The organism is Nonomuraea sp. B12E4 (assembly GCF_039871825.1).
In the GTDB taxonomy this organism is placed as follows: Bacteria; Actinomycetota; Actinomycetes; order Streptosporangiales; family Streptosporangiaceae; genus Nonomuraea.
This window is the reverse complement of record NZ_JBDPME010000002.1, coordinates 489440-508897: the sequence shown is the minus strand read 5'-3', so window position 1 is coordinate 508897 and position 19458 is coordinate 489440. Positions and strand designations below refer to the sequence as shown.

Below are 19458 nucleotides of genomic sequence, written 5' to 3'. Positions count from 1 at the left end.
TTTATGGCCGGGCATGAAGGCATCAGAACCGGCAGGCACTGCGTTTCCGCCCTGCACGCGCATTTGGTCTTCGTGACCAGGTTCCGGCACAAGGTGTTCACCGACACCCGCCTGAACCGGATGGAGGAGATCATGCGGGACGTGTGCGCCGACTTCGAGACCGAGCCGCGCGAGTTCAACGGCGAGAACAATTCACGTCCACCTGCCGGTGAACTCCCCCCAAGATCGCCCTGTCCACACTCGTCAACTCGTTGAAGGGCGTGTCCTCACGCAGGATGCGTCAGGAGTTCCCCGAGCCGGCCCGCCACCACTACTACCGGGCGAACAAGCTGTGGCCGGGCTCCTACTTCGCCGGGCCGGTGGGCGGCGCACCGCTCAGCGTCCTGCGCCAGTACATCGAACAGCAAAACCGTCCCGGTCAGGGCACGCTCAGGCTCCAGGGGCCTTCCCGCGTGGGCCTTCACCCCCGGCCTGAAGGCCGGAGCACTGGCCCACATTCTGGTAGCGATCTACGCATGTGATCACAAACGGCCGTGTCACCGGACGGTCGAGCAGCATGCAGGCGGCCGCCGCAGTCGGCCCGTGCAGGCGGCGAGTGCACGCGCGGTGCTCGTGCTGCCGCATGCGCGCCGTCCAGACAATGAAGGCTCGGCGGAGTGGGTCGCGACCGTCGAACCCGGGCTCGGCGGGATGGGGTCCTGTCGTCGAACCCGGGTCGGAGGGTGGGAGTGCTGACGCTGAATCCGGGTCGGAGGGTGGGGTGCGGCCGTCAGGTGCGGGGCGGTGGGGTGGGGCGTGCGGCTGGTTTGGCTGGTGGTGGGATGTCGGCTCCCGCGCTGCCGCCGCAGGGGCCGTAGGTGCTCCAGTCGGGGTCGATGTCGCGGCAGGCGCCGGCCGCCTTCTGCGCCTTCACCATGTCGGCCACGTCGGCGAGCAGCTTCTTGGCGTCGTAGACGACGCCGTTGCGGATCGCCCACTGCACGCCGCCGATGCGCTTGACGTCGCCGGTCGAGTCCAGCCGGGTGGTGCCGGTGCCGTAGAGGGTCTTGAGGTCCTGCAGCGGGTTGTACGGGACCACGGCGAGGTCGGCGTACATACCGGGTTTGACCGTGCCGTACTCGGGCTGGTCGCCGCGCGGGTCCGCTAGGGTCTGGGCGACATTTCCAGACATGGCCTCGATGGCCTCCAGCGCGCTGAGCCCCGCCTCCCTGAGCATCTCCAACTCGGTGATGTTGGCGAAGCCGTACAGGTTGTAGATGAAACCCGGGTCGGTGCCGCCGACGATGCGCCCGCCCAGTTCCTTGTAGTCGTGGATGAGCTGGAAGTACTGCTGGTAGAACCGCTTCCAGCTCGCCTCGTCCTCGCTGGTCCAGTCGTAGTAGAACGAGCCGTGCGCCTGCGGGCTCGGCTCCCAGAAATCCCAGATGGAGGGCAGCGCGAAGCGCGGGTGCCAGTCGAGCCCGCGCACCCTGGCCAGGTCACGCCCGGCCAGGTAGACGCCGAAGGTGGGGCCGAAGTTGACCTTGTTCTCCAGCTGCTCCTCCAGGTAGGCCCGCCACTGCGGCGACCCCGGCGGGAACGTGTAGTCGATCACCGTGGCGACCGCCCGCCAGCGGGAGGCCTCGTTGCCGTAGTCGTAGCCCGGCGGCTTGGGATGCTCGCGGCCCTCCTTGAGCAGCGACTCGAAGTGGCCGTAGAAGTGGGTGACCGTGCCCAGGCCGAGCCTGCCGGACTCGACCGCGTTGAGCTCTTTGTAGATCGGCGGCGAGTGGTGCATGATCGTGCCGAGTCCCCGCTTCCTGGCCTCGGCGATCATGACCTCGATCTCCGCGCGGCCGTACACGCGGTCGCCGAAGAACTTGATGCCGTCCACCCCGTTCGCGGCCGCCCAGGTCGTCCAGGCGGCGGCCTTCTCCGGGGAGTCGACCTGTCCGCCGTCCCAGCCGCTGCCCGGGGTCTGGTAGTTCACGATGCGCGGCGCGACGATCTCGTTGCGCTCGCTGGCCTCCCGGTCGCGTACGGCGTCGGCGTGCGCGGCCACGGTCACCCCGCGGACCGTGGTGACCCCGTGGGCCAGCCACAGCTTGTACGCGTAGGTGCGGGGGGTGTTGCCGGTGCCGGTATGGGTGTGCTCGTCCACCAGGCCCGGCATGACCCACATGCCGGTGGCGTCGATCTCGTGGTCTGCGTCGTGCGGCTTGCGCCGCTTGGGAGCGTTCGGGTCGATGGGGATGAGTTCGTCGATGCGGTTGCGTTTGATGACGATGTCGACGGGACCGACGATCTCGCCCCGGGCGCCGACGATCACATTGACACCGCGGATCACGAGCTTCCTGAAGGGACCGTTGCCCTCGTTCTTGCCGCGGGCGGGGGTGGGGTCGGCGGCGGTCAGGACATCGGCGTCGGCGGGAGAGGGGGTGAGGGCGATCAGGCCGGCGGTAAGGCCGGCGGTCTGCAGGAGGGTGCGCCTGTCGAGGGACACGCCTAACTCCTCATATATGCGGACGTTTACCCCGAAATAATCTTCCGTTGCGGCCGGGCCGACAAGATCGAAGCCGTCATCCCCCGCCCCGCCTCCCGGCCGGGCCGACAAGATCGGAGCCGTCATCCCCCTGCTCCGCCCCCGGCGGGGCGCCCGAAGGTTCGACCGCATGGCATGGGTGATTCGTACGATATTTACTCGTTTGTGCTGATACCTCCCTAAGGTCAGCGCCGATCAGAACCGGCACAGGGAGGCATACCAGATGGAATTGAGCCGCAGGCACTTCGTGACGGTCGCGGGCGGCGCGGCGGTCGCGGCCGGCGGGGTGGCGGCAACGCCTGCCCTGGCCGACGCGAAGACGCCCCAGGGCCAGTGGCTGGCCGGTGACACGCACGTGCACAACGACCACTCCGCGGACGGCAGCCTGCCCCGCCAGCAGTCGAAGCAGACCCTGCCGGGGAACCTGCCGGTCGCCGACCAGATCGGCGAGGCGGAGCGCACCGGGCTGGACTTCCTGCCGCTCACCGACCACCGCACCTACGACCAGCACTGGGATCCGCAGTGGCAGTCCTCCAAGCTGCTGCTCGTGCCCGGCGAGGAGGCGAACGGATCACCGCACGCCATCGTGCTCGGCGCGGTGGACACGGTGGTGGACGGGGCGAACCCGCCCGGCTCGCCCGCGTTCCGGCACGTGCAGCAGTCGATCTGGGACGCCCACGCCCAGGACGCCATCTGGTCCACGGCCCACCCCGACGACGGCGAATACACCCCCGAGGACGGGCCGAACGACAACGCCAGCGTCCAGGGCATGAACACCGTCGAGGTGTGGAACGTCGCCTCCGACCCGGACGCCCAGATCGACTACGCGGAGAACCGGTGGAACGCCGGGTTCCGGTTCGGTGCGGTCGCCGCGAGCGACTGCCACTTCAGGGAGCTGTGGGGCACCGCCGGCCCCGGCCAGCCCACGACGTGGGTGTTCGCGGCCGAGCGCTCGGTGCGCGGCATCCTGGACGGGCTGCGGGCCGGCCGCACGTCGGTCTCCTACCGCCGGACCGGCCCCTTCGCGACAGTCGAGGCCGACCTCGACGGTGACGGCAGGTACGAGGCGCTCGGCGGTGACGAGGTCGTCCTGCGGCACGCCCGGCTGCCGAAGAAGGCCTCCCTGCGGGTCCGCGTCCGGCAGGCGGCCGGTGCCCGAGTGCTCGTGTACGCCTCGCCGGGCCGCTCGGCCGGGCCGGTGGCCACGTACACGGCGGGCTCGGACGACGAGACCTACCACCTGCCCGTCTCCCTGAAGGGCGCGCACACCTGGTACCGCGTGGAGGTCCGGGCGCCGGGCGACCTGTCCGGCCGCGACGCCGACCCGAACCTGCCCGACCAGTTGCGCGGCGCGACCTCCCCCGTCTTCATCTCCGTAGGGTCGCCCGCCGAGCCCGCCCCCGAGATCGCCCTGCCGCCGGGGCAGCACGGCGGCGACCGGGCGAGCCTGGCGATCGGCGGCACCGGCCGGTTCACCGGCTTCGCCGACGTGGCCGTCAACGGAAACGGGGACGGGAACGGGGACAGGAACGGGGACGGAGGCAGCAGCAGCGGCGGTGACGGTGACAAGGGCGAGGGCGGGCGCGAGAACACCGTGCACGTGGTCGCCGAGGTCCACGACGGCTCACGTACCTCCGTGGTGTACCGGCGGCTGGACCGGCCCCACGTCGTGACCCTCTCCGGGGACTCGCCCACCGCGCGCTTCCCCCAGGTAGCGGCCTCCGGGGATGACGTCTGGGTCGTCTGGCAGGACGAACTCGGCCGGGAGCAGCCGCACCGGCCGGTGATCCTGCTGCGCCACAGCCGCGACGGCGGCCGTTCGTTCGAGCCCGCCGTACGCCTGTCGAGCGGATCGGGCCGGGCCGTCCACCCCGGCATCGCCCTGCTGGAGCCCCGGCGCCCCGTGGTGGTGTGGGCGGACAACGCGCGCGGGCCCTTCGACGTGTACGCGCAGGTCGTCGGCGTGGACAGGGCCCCGGTCAACCTCTCCTCGGCGGGCAAGGACGTCTCCGTCGGCACGCCGCAGGACGCGCGCTCGCCGCGCTTCCCCGCGTCGCTGTTCCCGTCGGTCGCGGCCGGGGAGGCCGGGCAGGCCATCGTCACCTGGCAGGACAACCGTTTCGACCCGGACCCGCTGTGGACCGGGCACACCCCCGCGCCGGGCGAGCAGCCCGGCGGCACCGACCCGGACAACTGGCAGATCCTGGCCTCGGTCCGGGGCGGCGGGGAGGAGGCGGCCTGGACCGAGCCGGTGCAGGTGAGCGCGGCCACCGACGCGGCCGACCGGCACCCGAGCGTCGCGGCCGACGGCGAGGGCGGGTTCGTGGCCATCTGGGAGACCAGGCCGCTGCGCAGCTCCGGCGCCAACCTCGCGCTACGTGCCGCCCGCTCGGCCGACGGCGGCCGCACCTGGTCCCCGCCGGAGCAGGTCGCCCTCTCCCCCGACGCGATGAGCCAGCGCCCGCGCCTCAGTCAGGACCCCGACAAGACGGTACGCGCCGTCTGGTACGACTCCCGCTCGGCCGACTGGCGGTGGAAGGTCTTCACCTCCCGGCGCGAGAGCACCGGCTGGACCGCCGCCGAACAGCTCACCACACCAGGCAACAACACCTGGCCCGCCACCGACCGGGGCGTGGTCGTCTTCACCACCGACCGCTCGGCCACCCGTACCCAGCGCGACGTGACCCAGGAGGTGCACCTCCTCCGGACCCGCTGACAAGCGGGGCACGTACACGCGGAGGTGGCGCCCCACAGGGCGTCACCTCCGCGTGCCGCAAAGTGGCCCAATTGCGAGGATAAATCCCAACAAGATGGAGCTGTCCTTAAAGTGTTCACCGTCCCTTTGACACCTGCTGGCGTTATTGGTCAGAGGTGACGGTGATCATTGCGGTGTCCGTCGCACCCCCACGAGGAGGCTCCGTGCACACTCCGCAACGCCCTGGACCGTCCTGGCCGGCCAGGCTCACCGTCGTCCTCACCGCCGTCATCTCCCTCATCAGCCTGGTCGGCATCGCCCCGGCCACCGCCTCGGTCTACAGCTCCTGCACCATCTCGAGCTGCGCCGACGCCCGCGCCGCCAGAACGATTTGGTCGTCCAAGGGCTTCCCCACCTCCGCCGGCTGGTACTCCTGGCCGGACGGCCTGTACAACTACACCGGCGGACGCTTCTACAACCGCGAGGGCCAGCTCCCCAGCGGTGCCACCTACTATGAGTACGACGTCTATTCCCGGGCCCGCGGTGCCGCGCGTGACGCGTACCGGATCGTCGTCAACCGCAGCAGCGGCGTGACGTGGTTCTCGCCCAACCACTACACCGACTTCTACCGCCTCTAGGACCCCGATGACCTCCGCCGCACGTCCGCTGCCGCACTGGCTGACGGTGTCCACCGGCCCGGCGCCCGCGGTGCTGGACGGGCGGGCCTGCCGGACCCGCGCCGCCTTCTTCGAGGAGGTGGCGCGGGCCCTGCGCCTCCCCGGCCACTTCGGCCGCAACTGGGACGCGCTCACCGACTCCCTGCGCGACACCGGCCCGGTCGCCCTGGTGGTGGCGCACGCCGAGGACCTGCTCGGCGAGGAACCTCCCGAGCAACTCGCCACGTTGCTGGACGTCCTCGCCGTCGCCGCCGGGGCCGGACTCACCGTGACCCTGTGCACCGACCCCGCCCACGAGGCGCACCTCAGGGAACGGGCCGCCGCTAATTTGCCGTGATGACCGGGTCATTGCCCTGGACAAGTCGCCCCTGACGTGATCTGACGGAAGCAGAGCGCCGACGATCACGAACAGGAGCAACAGGACATGTATGTCACCCCGCGACTGCACACCGCCGGCACCGCCATGCTGGACCGAGCCCGTGGCCTGCGCCCGCTGATCGAGCGCGAGGCGGCCGCGGCCGAGGCACAGGGCAGGCTCACCACCCCCGTCGTGGAGGCCCTGCACGAAGCAGGACTTTTCAGCATCTGGGTGCCGGCGCCGCTCGGGGGCGCCGAGCTGTCCCCCAGGGAGCTGCTCGACGTCTTCGAGGAGCTCTCCTACGCCGACCCCTCGACAGGCTGGGTCACCATGGCCACCACACTGGAGAACGGCACGGCCGGCGCCTACCTGGGCGACGACGCCATCGAGCGGATCTTCAAGGGCCCGCGCATGCCCCTCTTCGCGGGCCAGGGCACCCGGCCGGGCACCGCCGTACGTGAGAACGGCGGCTTCCGCCTCAGCGGGCAGTGGAGCTTCGCCTCGGCCATGCTGCACGCCCAGTACGCGCACAGCCTGGCCGCCATCGAGGGCACCGACGAGGTCCGGATCTTCATCACCCCGATGGAGGACGTCGAGATGATCGGCAACTGGGACGTCCTCGGCCTGCGCGCGACCGGCAGCATCGACTACGCGATCAACGGCGTCTTCGTACCGGAGTCGCAGACGCACGTCTTCACCGAGGACGAGCCGCTGCGCGGCGGCGCCATCTTCCGGCTCGGTGTGCTCGACCAGGCGCTGATCTGCCACTCCGGCTGGGCGCTCGGCGTCGGCCGGCGGCTGCTCGACGAGCTGATCCGCTACGTCGGGGCGCGGGCCGGGCGGCCGGGCCAGATCGCCGGCAGCGACGCCTTCCACGCCGACTTCGCCCGTGCCGAGGCGAAGTTCCGCGCGGCCAAGGCCCTGGTGCACCAGACGTGGGCCGACACGGAACACACGCTGGACTCCGGCCGCCACCTCGACGTACGCGAGGAGACGATGGTGCGGCTCGCGCTCAACCACATCACCTGGACGGTCGCCGAGGTGGCCCAGTTCGTCTACGCCTCGGGCGGCACCTCGGCGCTGCGTGACGGGCTGTTCCAGCGGCTGTTCCGGGACGTCCAGGCCGGCACCGCGCACATCACCTCGGGCCCGCTGCTGCTGAAGGAATGCGGCCGCGAGCTGGCCGGCCTGGCTCAGGGCCAGTCCTGGGTGGTCCTCACCCTGGAGTCGTAGGCTCCGCCGAGGGACGACACCGCAGCCCGGCTGAGGGACAACACAGCAGCCCGGCTGAGGGACGACACCGCAGCCAAACCCGCACAGCGCGTACGACCTCGGGACCGGTGACTGTTCGGGCAGACCCTGGGACCCTCATGACCCACCGTTCCGCGTTTCCTCCCACGTCCCGAAGGACGGGGGCCTCCACGCCGCGGGTAGTCAGTGAGCGGCGCCAGCCTCACGGGCGAGGCGGGGTTCGCCTGCCGCCGGCACGCCGGCCGGGAGGGCAGGCCGGTCCTCGACGGTCTAGTCGGTGCCCGACTCCATCGCGGCGAGGTCGAGCAACTGCTCGTCGTCCTCCGGGACCTCGCCCCGGGAGGCGATGGCCTCGGCCCCGCCCTCGGGCATGTCGCCGATCAGCCCGGTCGGGGCCGCCTGCGGGATCAGCGCCGGGTGCGGGCTGCCGACCAGGCCGAGCCCGGCGTACTGCTCCAGCTTGGCGCGCGAGTCGGCGATGTCGAGGTTGCGCATGGTGAGCTGGCCGATGCGGTCGACCGGCCCGAAGGCCGAGTCCTCGGTCCGCTCCATGGAGAGCTTGTCCGGGTGGTAGCTGAAGGCCGGCCCCGAGGTGTCCAGGATCGAGTAGTCCTCACCGCGCCGCAGCCGCAGCGTCACCTCACCGGTGACGGCCGTGCCGACCCAGCGCTGCAGCGACTCGCGCAGCATCAGCGACTGCGGGTCCAGCCAGCGGCCCTCGTAGAGCAGCCTGCCCAGGCGCCGCCCCTCGCTGTGGTAGGCGGCCACGGTGTCCTCGTTGTGGATCGCGTTGATCAGCCGCTCGTACGCCGCGAACAGCAGCGCCATCCCCGGCGCCTCGTAGATGCCCCGGCTCTTGGCCTCGATGACCCGGTTCTCGATCTGGTCGGACATGCCCAGGCCGTGCCGGCCGCCGATGGCGTTGGCCTCCAGCACCAGGTCGACGGCGGAGGGGAACTCCTTGCCGTTGATGGTCACCGGCCGTCCCTGCTCGAAGCCGATCGTCACGTCCTCGGCGGGAATCTCGACGGACGGGTCCCAGAACCGCACGCCCATGATCGGCTCGACGACCTCGATGCCCGCGTCGAGATGCTCCAGCGCCTTGGCCTCGTGGGTGGCGCCCCAGATGTTCGCGTCGGTGGAGTAGGCCTTCTCCGTGCTGTCCCGGTAGGGCAGGCCGTGGGCGACCAGCCACTCGGACATCTCCTTGCGGCCGCCGAGCTCGCTGACGAAGTCGGCGTCCAGCCACGGCTTGTAGATCCGCAGGGCGGGGTTGGCGAGCAGCCCGTAACGGTAGAACCGCTCGATGTCGTTGCCCTTGAAGGTGGAGCCGTCGCCCCAGATCTGCACGTCGTCCTCGAGCATCGCGCGCACCAGCAGGGTGCCGGTGACGGCCCGCCCGAGCGGAGTGGTGTTGAAGTAGGCCCGGCCGCCGGACCGGATGTGGAACGCGCCGCAGGCCAGGGCCGCGAGGCCCTCTTCCACTAGGGCGGCCCGGCAGTCGACCAGCCGGGCGACCTCCGCGCCGTACGTCGTGGCGCGACCGGGCACTGAGGCGATGTCGGGCTCGTCGTACTGGCCGATGTCGGCGGTGTAGGTGCACGGCACGGCACCCCTCTCGCGCATCCACGCGACCGCGACCGAGGTGTCTAGGCCACCGGAGAAGGCGATCCCGACACGTTCGCCGACAGGAAGAGAGCTGAGTACTTTGGACACGAACAGAAGTATATACACAGGAGTGCATGACCATGCAATGCAGCCACGCTTCACTCGCGCCTCGCGTGGCACCGCCGCCCCACGCGGCGGCGGGACGGCGGAACGGCGGGTCAGTCGTGTGGGAGGCGGGCCCGGGTGGCGGCCGAGATGACCGCGACCTTCTGGGCGCGGGTCATCAGGCCGGCCCGGACCCAGTCGTCGGCGGTGCGGCCGACCGTGGCGATGAACCGGCCCTGGTTCCCGAAGGGGGCCTCAGCCCAGAGCGCGTCCAGGAACGTCACCGAGTCGGCGCGCGCGGTGTTCGGCACGCCGGAGTCGACGCCGCCGAAGACGATGCTCGGCTCGACCCGGTGGAAGTAGGCGTGGTAGCGGTCCGTGTTGTTGACGTAGAGGGGGACCAGCGGGAGGCCGTTGACCGTGAAGTTCATCGGCGCGGTCTGGGTGACGGCCCGGGTGAGGTCGCCGGACAGGGTGAAGTCCTTGTAGAGGGAGAACTCGCGGAAGGTGGTCTCGGTGCTCTTGGCGACCATCGGGACGGGGCCGTAGGCGATGCTCTGGGTGGTCGGGATGTCCAGGGCCTTCTCGATGCGCAGGGTGAAGGGCATCGAGATCTTGATCGTGTCGCCGCTCCTCCAGTGCCGGTCGAGCGTGACGTACTCGCCGGGCTTGGCGTGGAGCCGCTGCTCGGCCCCGTTGACCCGGACCGTGAAACCCTTCTCCACCCAGTACGGCACCCGCAGCTTCACCACGAGCCGGCCGTTGCCCGTGAGCGTCAGGGTCGTCACCCCGGCGGGGTCGGCCGGGTAGTCCGTGGCCTGCCTGATCACGAAGCCCTTCTCCGGCCAGTTGAGCTCCGAAGCCAGGTAGAGGTTGACGTACAGGGCCGAGTCGTCCGCCGACCGGAAGTAGATCGAGTCCTGGAACTTGGTGTGGCTCTCCAGCCCCGTGCCGCCGCAGCAGGTGCCGAGGTTGCCGTAGCTCCGCGAGGCGCCCGGCCGCATCGGGATGAAGTAGGTCAGCAGCGGGTTCGTGGTGCTGTCGGCGTGCTGGCGGGAGGCGAGGATCTGGCCGTAGAGGGCCCGCTCGTAGTACTGCATGTACTTCGGGTTAGCGGTGTGGAAGAACAGGGCCCGGCTCAGCTTGAGCATGTTGTAGTCGCAGCACGTCTCGGCGTTGTTGGTGCCCAGCGTGCCCACGATGACGCCGCGCTCGCCGAAGAGCTCGCCGTTGTCGGTCGGACCGGCCAGGCCGCCGTCGGTGAAGATCCGGTAGGGCACCACCATGTCCCAGAAGTTCACGGCGGCGTCGTAGTAGTGGCGTTCCTTGTCACGCTCGAAGATGGACAGGTAGCCGAGGAACTGCGGGATGTGCTGGTTGGCGTGCCGCCTGTTGAGCTGGTCCTGGTTGGCGGCGGTGGCCGTGAGGAGCGCGGTGTTGTCGAAGCACTTGGCCGTGGCGAGATACTCCTCCTTGCCGCTGAGGGCGTGGAGCTCGGCCATGACGGCGTTCATGCCGTTGTACTCACCGGCGATGTAGATGCTCCACATGCGGTCGAGTTGCGCCCGGGGCAGGTGACCCAGCCTGCTGTGGACCCAGTCGCCCATCTTCAGCACGATGTCGAGAGCCTGCTCGTTGCCGGCGTGTTCGTAGGCGTCGAGCAGCCCTCTCATGATCATGTGGCAGGTGTAGTAGGGCGCCCAGATGGTGGGATAGGTCGTGTACTGCTCCAGCAGGATGAACTGCGTCTCGGGGTAGGCGGCCAGGAAGCCGGGATGGCTCGGCCCGCCGGGTTGCCCCACCCGGGCGGCCAGCGCGTCCTGGCACTGGCCCAGCGCGGTGACCATGTAGTCGACCTTGTCCTTGTGGAAGGCGTCGCCGGAGCCCGCGTACGCCAGGGCGAGGGCGCTGAGGAAGTGCCCGCTGTAGTGACCGCGCAGGTTGCCGGTGGCGTCGTCCCAGCCGCCGGGCGGCTGGGCGCCCAGCGTGTCCAGCCCGGCGTTGGCCCGGAAGTTGGCCAGCATACGGTCGGCCGGGTAGGCGCGCAGGAAGCTCAGGATCCGGTCCCGGTTGGCGCTGAACAGGCTCTCGCCCAGCGTGACCTGGCTGTTGGCGAACGGCTTCACGATCCAGCCACCGGGCACCGGGGGTTCGTGGTGCGGCAGCGGGGGCGCCGCCGCGGCCTGGGCCGTTCCGGCACCGGCGGTGGTGGCGACGGCCAGCGCGGACGGGGTGGCGGCGGCTAAGACCGCCAGGCGGAGCGCCTCGCGCCTGGGCATCATGTCTGTCATGTCACTGTCCTGTTCGTTGCTCGGGATGCGATGCGTTCCGCGCTGGGGGGCGGGATGGTAGCGCTAACATTTCGGTCGTCGAGCAACCGGCGTGGTGCGTTCCGCGCCGGTCCACCGCAGGTGAGATGGCAGGGCGTCGGCTGTTCCGAGCCCATATTTCGCGAGTGTTAACGATCTCTTCGCACTCGTCAAGGGCCGGGAGAGGGCTCGGCAGGCCGTTCGGCAGGGGCCCGGCGGCGGCGCGGCAGGACGGCGGTAGGGGCGCGGGAAGGAAACGGTAAGGGTCTCCCGGCACGCTTTGGTCATCGGGCAGGCGGCGCGGGGCCGCCGGCACAGACCGGAGGGAACGACCATGCGCAAGCTCATCGAGTCGACGTTCGTGTCGCTGGACGGCATCATCGACGACACCCGCCCGTCCACGGCGTCCCGGGCGGAGCCGCAGCACTGGGGCCACCCGTACTGGGACGAGGACCACGGCGCCTACTCCGGGAACATGATCGCCTCGGCGGACGCCCTGCTGCTCGGGCGGGTGACGTACGAGGGCTTCGCGGAGGCGTGGTCGGGGCGCGAGGGCGAGGAGGCCGACGCCATGAACAAGATGCCGAAATACGTGGCCTCGCGGACCCTGACCGAGACCACCTGGAACGCCACCCTCCTGAAGGGCGACGTGGCCGAGGAGGTCGCCAGGATCAAGGAGCGGCCGGGGGGCACCATCGTGAAGTGGGGCACCGGCGAGCTGGACCGCACCCTGGTGGAGCACGGCCTGGTCGACGAGTTCCACTTCTGGTATTTCCCGGTCATCGTCGGGGCCGGGAAGCACCTGTTCGAGGGCGCCGGGTTCGACACCACCCACCTGAAGCTGGCCGAGGTGAACCAGTTCGGCTCCGGGGTCGTCGTCCACGTCTACGTGCCCAAGTAAATCACCCGTCCACCAGGTGCCGGGCCTGCTCCGGCGTGAGCTCGCCGCCTCGGGCGTACAGGCCGTCGAAGCCGGGCTCGGCCGCCCGGACCGTGGCCGTGACCCGGTCCAGCTCCTCCCGCTCGGCGGCGGGCAGCGACTGCCCGGCCGCGCGCAGGGCGGCCTCGGCCGCGCCGAGCAGCCGCGCGGCCAGGCCGGGCCGCCCGTCCGGCGCCACCGCGGCGGCCATGCCCGCCAGCGCCGAGGCCATGCCCTGCGTCGAGCCCTGGTCCCGGTGGCCGTCGAAGGCCTCCCGGAGCCAGGGCAGCGCCGCCGCCGGATCGTCGCGCTGCAGGGCCAGCAGCCCCAGCTCGCTCGCCACCATCGGCAGGTACGGTGGCCGGCCGCCGTCGCCCTGCTGCCGCCGGGCGATGTCCAGCAGCCACCGCAACTGCTCCTCGGCCAGGTCGAGTTTGCCTGCCCGGCGGGCGGCGAAGGCCAGGCCGATGGCGGCGAACACCGTCCCGGCCCGATCCCCCCGCTCGGCGGCCAGCGCCCTGGCCTGCTCGGCGTATTCCAGGGCCGGCAGGTGCTCACCGGCCTGCACCGAGAGCCACGCCAGCCAGCCCAGCCGACCGGCCACGTCCGTCCACAGCCCGAGTTCCTCGGCCGTCCGCAGGTCGGCCCTGCTCAGCCGGGCCGCCTCCGCCTGGTCGCCGGTGAGGTCCGCCAGGCCGATCAGCCAGTCCGTGGCCTGTAGCACCCCCCAGTCGTCGCCCAGCTCGCCGAACAGCTCGGCGGCCCGCCGGGCGTCGAGCTCCAGCGCGGCCGGGTCGTTGCGCATGTGGGCGAGCATGGCGCGGCTGCTCAGCGCCGCCGCCTCGCCCCACCGGTCCCCGGCCGCCCGGAACGTCTCCAGGGCCCGCTCCAGCAGCTTCCCGGTGGCCGCCGCGTCGCCGAAGTCGATGGTCGCCGCGGCCAGGAACCATTCGGCCCGGGCCCGCCCGACCGGGTCGGCCACCTTCTCGTACTCCGCCAGCACCTCCGCCACCCGCTCGGGGCCGGCCTGTCCCTGCCGGATCGCCAGGCCCGCGTACCAGGCCCCGGCTGCGGCACGGACGGCGGCGGGCGCCTCGCCCGTCACCTCCAGCGCCCCGGCCAGCGCCCGGCGCGCCTCGGCGAGCCGGCCGCGCAGGTACCAGTACCAGACCAGGGCCACGGCCAGCCGCAACGCCCGCTCGGCCGCGCCCTCGCGGCGGAACGTGTCCAGTGCCGCCCGCAGGTTCGCCGCCTCGGCGTCCAGCCGGCCCAGCCACTCCCGCTGGTCCCGGCCACGCAGCCGCGGCTCGGCGCGTTCGGCCAGGGCCAGGTAGTGCTCGGCGTGCCGGCGCCGCAGCACCGCCTCCTCGCCGCTCTCCTGCAGCCGGTCCAGGCAGTACGCGGACACCGACTCCAGCAGCCGGAACCGGGGACCGTCACCGCGTACGACGAGGGAGCGGTCCACCAGCCCGGCCAGCAGGTCGAGCACCTCGCCGGCGGCCACCCCGTCCCCGGCGCACACCTCCTCGGCGGCGGCCAGCGTGCACCCGCCCGCGTGCACGGCCAGCCGGCTCAGCACGGCCCGCTCGGGTCCGGTCAGCAGCCGCCAGCTCCAGTCGATCACCGCGGCCAGGGTGCGCTGCCGGGCCGGCGCGTCGCGCGGCCCGCTGCCCAGCAGCCCGAACCGGTCGGTGGGCACCCTCAGCCGGGCCGCCAGCTCGGGCACACCCAGCACGGGCACCCGGGTGGCGGCCAGCTCCAGCGCCAGCGGGATGCCGTCCAGCCGCCGGCACACCTCCGCGACGCCTGCCACGGCCGCGGGCTCCGCCGTCATCCCGGCGCGGTCCAGGAACAACCGCACGGCGGCGGAGCGGGCCAGCCGGTCCGGGTCGTCGGTGTCGGGGATGTCCAGCGGCGGCAGCTCCCAGCGGGCCTCGCCGCGCAGCCGCAGCGGCTCCCGGCTGGTGGCCAGCACCCGCAGCTCGGGCACGGCCGGCAGCAGCGCCCCGACCAGCCCGGCCACCGGCTCGATCACGTGCTCGCAGTTGTCCAGCACCAGCAGTGTCCGCCGCTCCCGCAGGGCCGCCGCCAGCCGCTCCCCCGGCGGCTCGGCGGCGCCCGGCGCGTCCGGGATGGACAGCACCGACAGCACCGGCTCGGCCGGGTCGCCCTGCCCGTCCCAGCTCGTCAGATCGACCAGCCAGACGCCCTGCGGGTATGTGCCGGTCTGGGACCGCGCGACCGCGAGCGCCACGCTGGTCTTGCCCACTCCGCCCGGGCCCGTGATCGTGACGAGCCGGCCGGTGCCCAGCAGCTCGCGTACCCGCTGGACGGCGTGGTCGCGGCCGATCAGCTCGGCCACCGGAGCCGGCAGGTTGGTGGTGGGCTTGACCGGCCGCGGGGCCGCCGGGGCGTCCTCGGCCGGGTCGCCGGCCAGCACGGCCCGCTGCAGCGCGACCAGCTCGGGACCGGGGTCCAGGCCCAGCTCGTCGGCGAGCAGGTGCCGCAGCTCCTGGAAGCTCTCCAGGGCCTCGCCCGCGCGGCCGGCCCGGTGCAGGGCGCGGATGTGGGCCGCCCTCAGCCGCTCCCGGTAGGGGTGCCGGGCCACCTCCTGCGACAGCTCGCCGATCAGCTCGCGGTGCTCGCCCAGCTCCAACCGGGCCTCGGCGTACGCCTCGACGGCGGCCAGCCGCTGCTCCTCCCACCGGGCCACGGCGGCACGGGCGAACTCCTCGTCGGCGAAGTCGGCCAGCGCCGGTCCCCGCCACAGGCCCAGCGCCTCGGCCAGCAGCCCGGCCCGGGTGCGCGGGTCGCCGGCGGCCTGCGCCTGCCCGGTCAGGGTCGCGAACCTGGCCGCGTCCACCGCGTCCGGCGCGGCGCGCAGCGCGTATCCGGGGGCCTGGGAGGCGACCAGCTCCCGGCCGTCCGGCTCGGCGCCGGCCAGCGCCCGGCGCAGTTGCGAGACCCGTACGTGGAGGGCGGCCACCGGATCGGCCGGACCCCCCTCGCCCCACAGGTCCTCGACCAGCCGGTCCACCGACACCGGACGCCCCTCGTGGACCAGCAGATCGGCCAGCAGGGCCCGCACCATGCGGCCGGGAATCCTGACCGGCTCGCCATGGTCGGTCCACACGGCCAGCGGCCCCAGTACCCCTAATCGCATCACCCAAGGCTACGGCCCCGGGGCGCCCACCGGCGATCGTTCCCGGCCGGGGTCGAGGACGCTGACCGGATCGATTACAGTGTGACATTGTACTACTGCCGTACATGCCGGCACCTGCGGAGACGAGCTCGCCGCGCGTGGCGAACCCGCCCGCCCGACCGCATGACCTCCGGACGGTACGTTCTCACCCGCCACGCCGTCCCTCTCCCTACCTTTTAGGACTTCCCTTGCTCGACCTGTCCGTCCTCGTGCTCACCGACCGCGATCCCGCCGCCTTCGTCGCCGACGTGCGGCACGCCGAGGACACCGGCGTACGCACGGTGTGGACCTATGACCACCTGACCTGGGGCGGGCTCAAGGACCACCCGTGGCACGCCGCGGTGCCGATGCTGGCGGCCGCCGCCGTGGCCACCTCCCGGGTGCGCCTCGGCACGCAGGTGGCCACGCCCAACTACCGCCATCCCGTGGCGTTCGCCAAGGAGATCATGACGCTCGACCACCTGAGCGGCGGCCGCTTGGAGATCGGCGTGGGGGCCGGGGCAGAGGGCCCGGACGCGGCCGTGCTCGGCGACCCGCCGCGCTCGCCGCGCGAGCGCGCCGAGCGTTTCGAGGAGTGGCTCGGCCTGCTGGACCACCTGCTCACGCACGAGATCAGCACGGTGCGCGGGCAGCTCTACAGCGCCGTCGAGGCGCGCCAGACGCCCGGCTGCCTCCAGCGCCCGCGCGTCCCGCTGACCGTGGCCGCGACCGGCCCGCGGGCGCTGCGCCTGGCCGCGCGGCACGGCCAGGCGTGGATCAGCTACGGCCCCTACCGGCGGGAGGAGGACCCCGAAGCCTGGTACGCGGGCCTCGACCAGCAGGGCCGGGCGCTCACCGAGGCGCTCGGAGCGGCGGGCCGGGCACCGGCCGCACTGCGCCGGATCGCGCAGGTGCCGCTGGACATGACCTGGCCGTTCGACAGCGCTGACCGCTATGCCGACTTCGCCGGCCGCCTGCGTGACCTGGGCTTCGACGAGGTCAGCCTGCACTGGTCGCGCGCGGACGACCGCAGGGGGATGCCGTCCGGCGCGCTCGGCTTCGTCGCGGCCACCCACCTCCTCTCGTAACGCGCGAAGCGGTGCACGCGATGGGGGTGCACGCGAAGCGGGGCGCGGAAAGCGGGGGCGCGGAAGGAGCGCGGAAGGAGCGCGGGCGAACGGTGCGCAAAACGGTGATCGTGGCACAAGTCGCACCCTTGATCAACTACACTCCCACGCCTGTGCGCCGCCCTCGCCCACGACACCACAGGAGCCTCCCATCGACAGCTGGACCCGTCGGATCACGCCGTTCGAAAGCGAGCGGCTGTTCTTCCTGCTGAACGTCTCCGAGCTGCGCGACTGGCGCCATCCCGTCGCCTCGTCCCTGGATGTGCTCGAACCCGCCCTGGCCGGTGCCGCGCTTCCCGGCCCGCTCCTCGACGCCGTGCTCGACGCCGTGCTCGACGCCGGCCGTCCCGAGGCGCTGGGCGTGCTGGCCAGGAGCGAGGCGCTCATCGCCGCCAGGCCGGGGCTCCGCGACGTGCTCGCGGCGACCGGCTACGCGGAGGTGGCGCGGGTGGCGATCCCGTGGCACCGGAGCGGTCAGAAAGCCTGGCCGCTGCGGGCCCGCCGGAGCGTCCTTGCGGCCGCCCGCGGCTCCGGCTGGCAGGGGAGCCAGGGCGTGCTCACCGGGCTGCTGAAGGCCTCCGAGCCCGAGCGGTTGCGCGCCGCCGTCGTGTGCCCGCTGCCGGAGGCCGCGCGCACCGCGCTGAAGCGGGCCGGCCGCGCGCTCACCCGGGCCGAGCAGCTACGCGCCCTGCTCACCGTCCACGACCACGAGGGCGCGGCCGCGGCCCTGGCCTTGCTGGGCGAGGTCCCCGGGCTGCGCCCGGAGGTCATCGAGACCGTACGGGAGGCCGACGCCGGTGCCCTGCGCAAGGCGGTCGAGCTCGCCGAGGGCACCGACGGGCTGATCGAGGAGCTCTACGACGACAGGTTGCCGCAGCGCGAGGAGCACCTGGCGCTGCGCGACCTCGTGGACTGGGACGCCATCGCCGCCGCGGACGCGGACCGGCCCTTCGACGAGACCGCCACCGCGCTGCTGGCCGCCCGCCCGGACTGCCCCGACGAGCTCCGTGCGGCCTGGTACCAGGTGCGCGGCGTGGCGGTGGCGACCCACTCGGCGCGCCTGGACCCGGGGCTGCTCGCCTTGACGCCGGGCGGGCCGCGGGCCGCCAGGGCGGTGGGCCTGCTGGTCCGCCGCGGGCTGGACAGCGGGTTCACCGCCGCTCAGGTGCTGGAGTCGGCCCGGCCCGCCGCCGCGGTGCTGGAGGCCGTCCGGCAGCCGCCCGGAGGCGGCGGCGCCTGGAACGACCTCGCCTCCCGGCTGGCCGACCTGGTACGCGACCGGCTGGGAGCGGACGTCGAGGCCTGGCGGGCGGTGCGCGCTCTGCTCTCCCGGTTCGGCGGGACCGTCCCCGAACTGCTCGACGAGGCCGCCGCCCGAGCCGCGGCGGGGCCGAAGCCCAAGAGCGGCGGCTGGCCGGGCGCGGCCGCCATGCCCGCCGGGGAGCGTTCCGCGTCGGTCACCGGCGCCCGGGCGGCCTTCCTCACCCTGCTGGACGCCGCACCCGCCGCCACGCACGCCGCGCTGCTGGCGCAGCTCGACGACCGGACCGTCTGCGACCTGTTCGGCCACGGGCGCTGGCGGCCGGAGTGGATCGACCTCGTGATGGCCACGCGGGACACCCGCCACGTGCGGGTGCTGGCCAACCGCGGCTCCCTCGGCGCCGAGGCCATCGAGCTGCTGATGCGGCTGGACGACCCCGTCGTCAACGGCCGGCTGTTCCGGAGAACCGGCGCCACCGGCCCGCAACGCGAACGCCTGCTGTCGGGACGTCCCGTGCGGGAGGACGCCACCGAGCCGTTGCCGCTGCCCGCGGAACTGGTGAAAGAGCTGATGGGGCGCACCTCGGGCTGGCGTGCCCGCGACGCGGTGAACTGCGCCGACCCTGAGCTGCAACGGCACATCCTGAGTCACGTCCGGGTCCGTGGGATCGTCCCGCAGTCGCGGATGCTGCTGAACCTGTGGGAGCGCCACGGCGTGGCGAAGGTGATCGACCTGCTGGACAACGAGCCGCCGGCGGTCTCCCACACCCGCAGGGTCATCCGCCGGGAGGTTCGCGGCACCATGCGGAGGCTGCTGGCGGGCAAGGACCGCGACGCCGCCCTCGCCGAGCTCCGGGCGCAGGTCGTCGCGGGTGAGACGGCGGAGTGGCAGATCACGGAGCTGCGCGGGCAGCACTTCTCGGGGGCGGAGCTGTTCCGGGAGGCCCATCCCTGGCACTGGGAGGAGCTGCTGGCCGAGCATGCCCGTGACCCGCTGCCTCCGCTGGTGCTGGCGGGGTTGAGCCGGATCCCCGAGTGCCCGGAGGAGCTGCGGGCGGAGTCCGCGGAACTCGGCGACTACGACACGCCCGGGGAGGTCCTGCTGTGGCTGGAGGAGGGCAGAACGCCGCAGGAGATCCTGCGTGCCCGGGCAGTCTCCCACGACCTCGGCACCTGGGTGCGCCAGGCCATCAAGTACGGGGGGCTGACCTGGGACGACGTTCTGGAGTACGGGCATCCGGCGCGACAGGTCCTGACCGTCTGGGGCGGTGAGCGCCTGCGGTCCCCGCTGACGCGGCTGGTGCGCGACAATCTCGACCCCAGCCCGGAGGCCTGGGTGCTCGCCCTGCGCATGCTGCCCGGCTTCACCGGGTCGGTGGCCGAGCTGGCACGCACCGCCGCCGCCGCCACCGGCGTCGCCCCCCGCCCGCACACCGAGACGAAGTAG

General features: G+C 72.5%; 11 protein-coding genes and 1 pseudogene. 8 read left to right on the top strand and 4 right to left on the bottom strand.

The genetic code is table 11. From position 1 onward, the window contains the following. Positions 1-3 precede the first annotated feature (3 nt). Positions 4-416, top strand: a pseudogene (gene tnpA / locus ABGB18_RS08090) (IS200/IS605 family transposase); the annotation flags it as partial. A gap of 353 nt (positions 417-769) precedes the next feature. Here tnpA and ABGB18_RS08085 read toward each other — a convergent pair. Beyond that, complete coding sequence (locus ABGB18_RS08085; RefSeq protein WP_347694740.1) at positions 770-2482, bottom strand: hypothetical protein; 1713 nt, start codon at positions 2480-2482, stop codon at positions 770-772. Positions 2483-2744: 262 nt separating this feature from the next. Between ABGB18_RS08085 and ABGB18_RS08080 the strand changes: the two genes are divergently transcribed. From ABGB18_RS08080 to ABGB18_RS08065, 4 genes are all read left to right on the top strand, one after another. Next, positions 2745-5237 (top strand): CehA/McbA family metallohydrolase, encoded by a 2493-nt coding sequence (locus tag ABGB18_RS08080; RefSeq protein ID WP_347694739.1) that lies wholly within the window; start codon positions 2745-2747, stop codon positions 5235-5237. Between the two features lie 203 nt (positions 5238-5440). Then, positions 5441-5854 carry a ribonuclease domain-containing protein gene (locus ABGB18_RS08075; protein WP_347694738.1) on the top strand — a complete coding sequence of 138 codons (414 nt, stop codon included), beginning with the start codon at positions 5441-5443 and terminating at the stop codon, positions 5852-5854. Positions 5855-5861: 7 nt separating this feature from the next. Beyond that, positions 5862-6230, top strand: a complete 369-nt coding sequence (locus ABGB18_RS08070) for a barstar family protein (RefSeq protein ID WP_347694737.1) — start codon at positions 5862-5864, stop codon at positions 6228-6230. 87 nt (positions 6231-6317) lie between these two features. Beyond that, positions 6318-7484, top strand: coding sequence for an acyl-CoA dehydrogenase family protein (locus ABGB18_RS08065; RefSeq protein WP_347694736.1), 1167 nt, complete (start codon positions 6318-6320; stop codon positions 7482-7484). 288 nt (positions 7485-7772) lie between these two features. Here the strand turns inward: ABGB18_RS08065 and argG are convergent, their stop codons facing one another. Together argG and ABGB18_RS08055 are read right to left on the bottom strand one after the other, a co-directional pair. Next, entirely contained in the window at positions 7773-9218 is a 1446-nt protein-coding gene (gene argG / locus ABGB18_RS08060) for an argininosuccinate synthase (protein ID WP_347694735.1), read from the bottom strand. 110 nt (positions 9219-9328) lie between these two features. Then, a complete protein-coding gene (locus ABGB18_RS08055; protein ID WP_347694734.1) occupies positions 9329-11506 on the bottom strand; it encodes a beta-L-arabinofuranosidase domain-containing protein in 2178 nt (725 codons plus the stop codon). Positions 11507-11858: 352 nt separating this feature from the next. Here ABGB18_RS08055 and ABGB18_RS08050 point away from each other — a divergent pair, with 352 nt between their 5' ends. Next, a complete protein-coding gene (locus ABGB18_RS08050; protein WP_347694733.1) occupies positions 11859-12425 on the top strand; it encodes a dihydrofolate reductase family protein in 567 nt (188 codons plus the stop codon). Position 12426: 1 nt separating this feature from the next. Here the strand turns inward: ABGB18_RS08050 and ABGB18_RS08045 are convergent, their stop codons facing one another. After that, positions 12427-15606 carry a BTAD domain-containing putative transcriptional regulator gene (locus tag ABGB18_RS08045; RefSeq protein WP_347694732.1) on the bottom strand — a complete coding sequence of 1060 codons (3180 nt, stop codon included), beginning with the start codon at positions 15604-15606 and terminating at the stop codon, positions 12427-12429. Between the two features lie 227 nt (positions 15607-15833). Here ABGB18_RS08045 and ABGB18_RS08040 point away from each other — a divergent pair, with 227 nt between their 5' ends. Continuing rightward, on the top strand, positions 15834-16712 hold the full coding sequence (locus tag ABGB18_RS08040) for an LLM class flavin-dependent oxidoreductase (protein WP_347694731.1): 879 nt from the start codon (positions 15834-15836) through the stop codon (positions 16710-16712). Between the two features lie 301 nt (positions 16713-17013). Further along, complete coding sequence (locus tag ABGB18_RS08035) at positions 17014-19458, top strand: hypothetical protein (protein WP_347694730.1); 2445 nt, start codon at positions 17014-17016, stop codon at positions 19456-19458.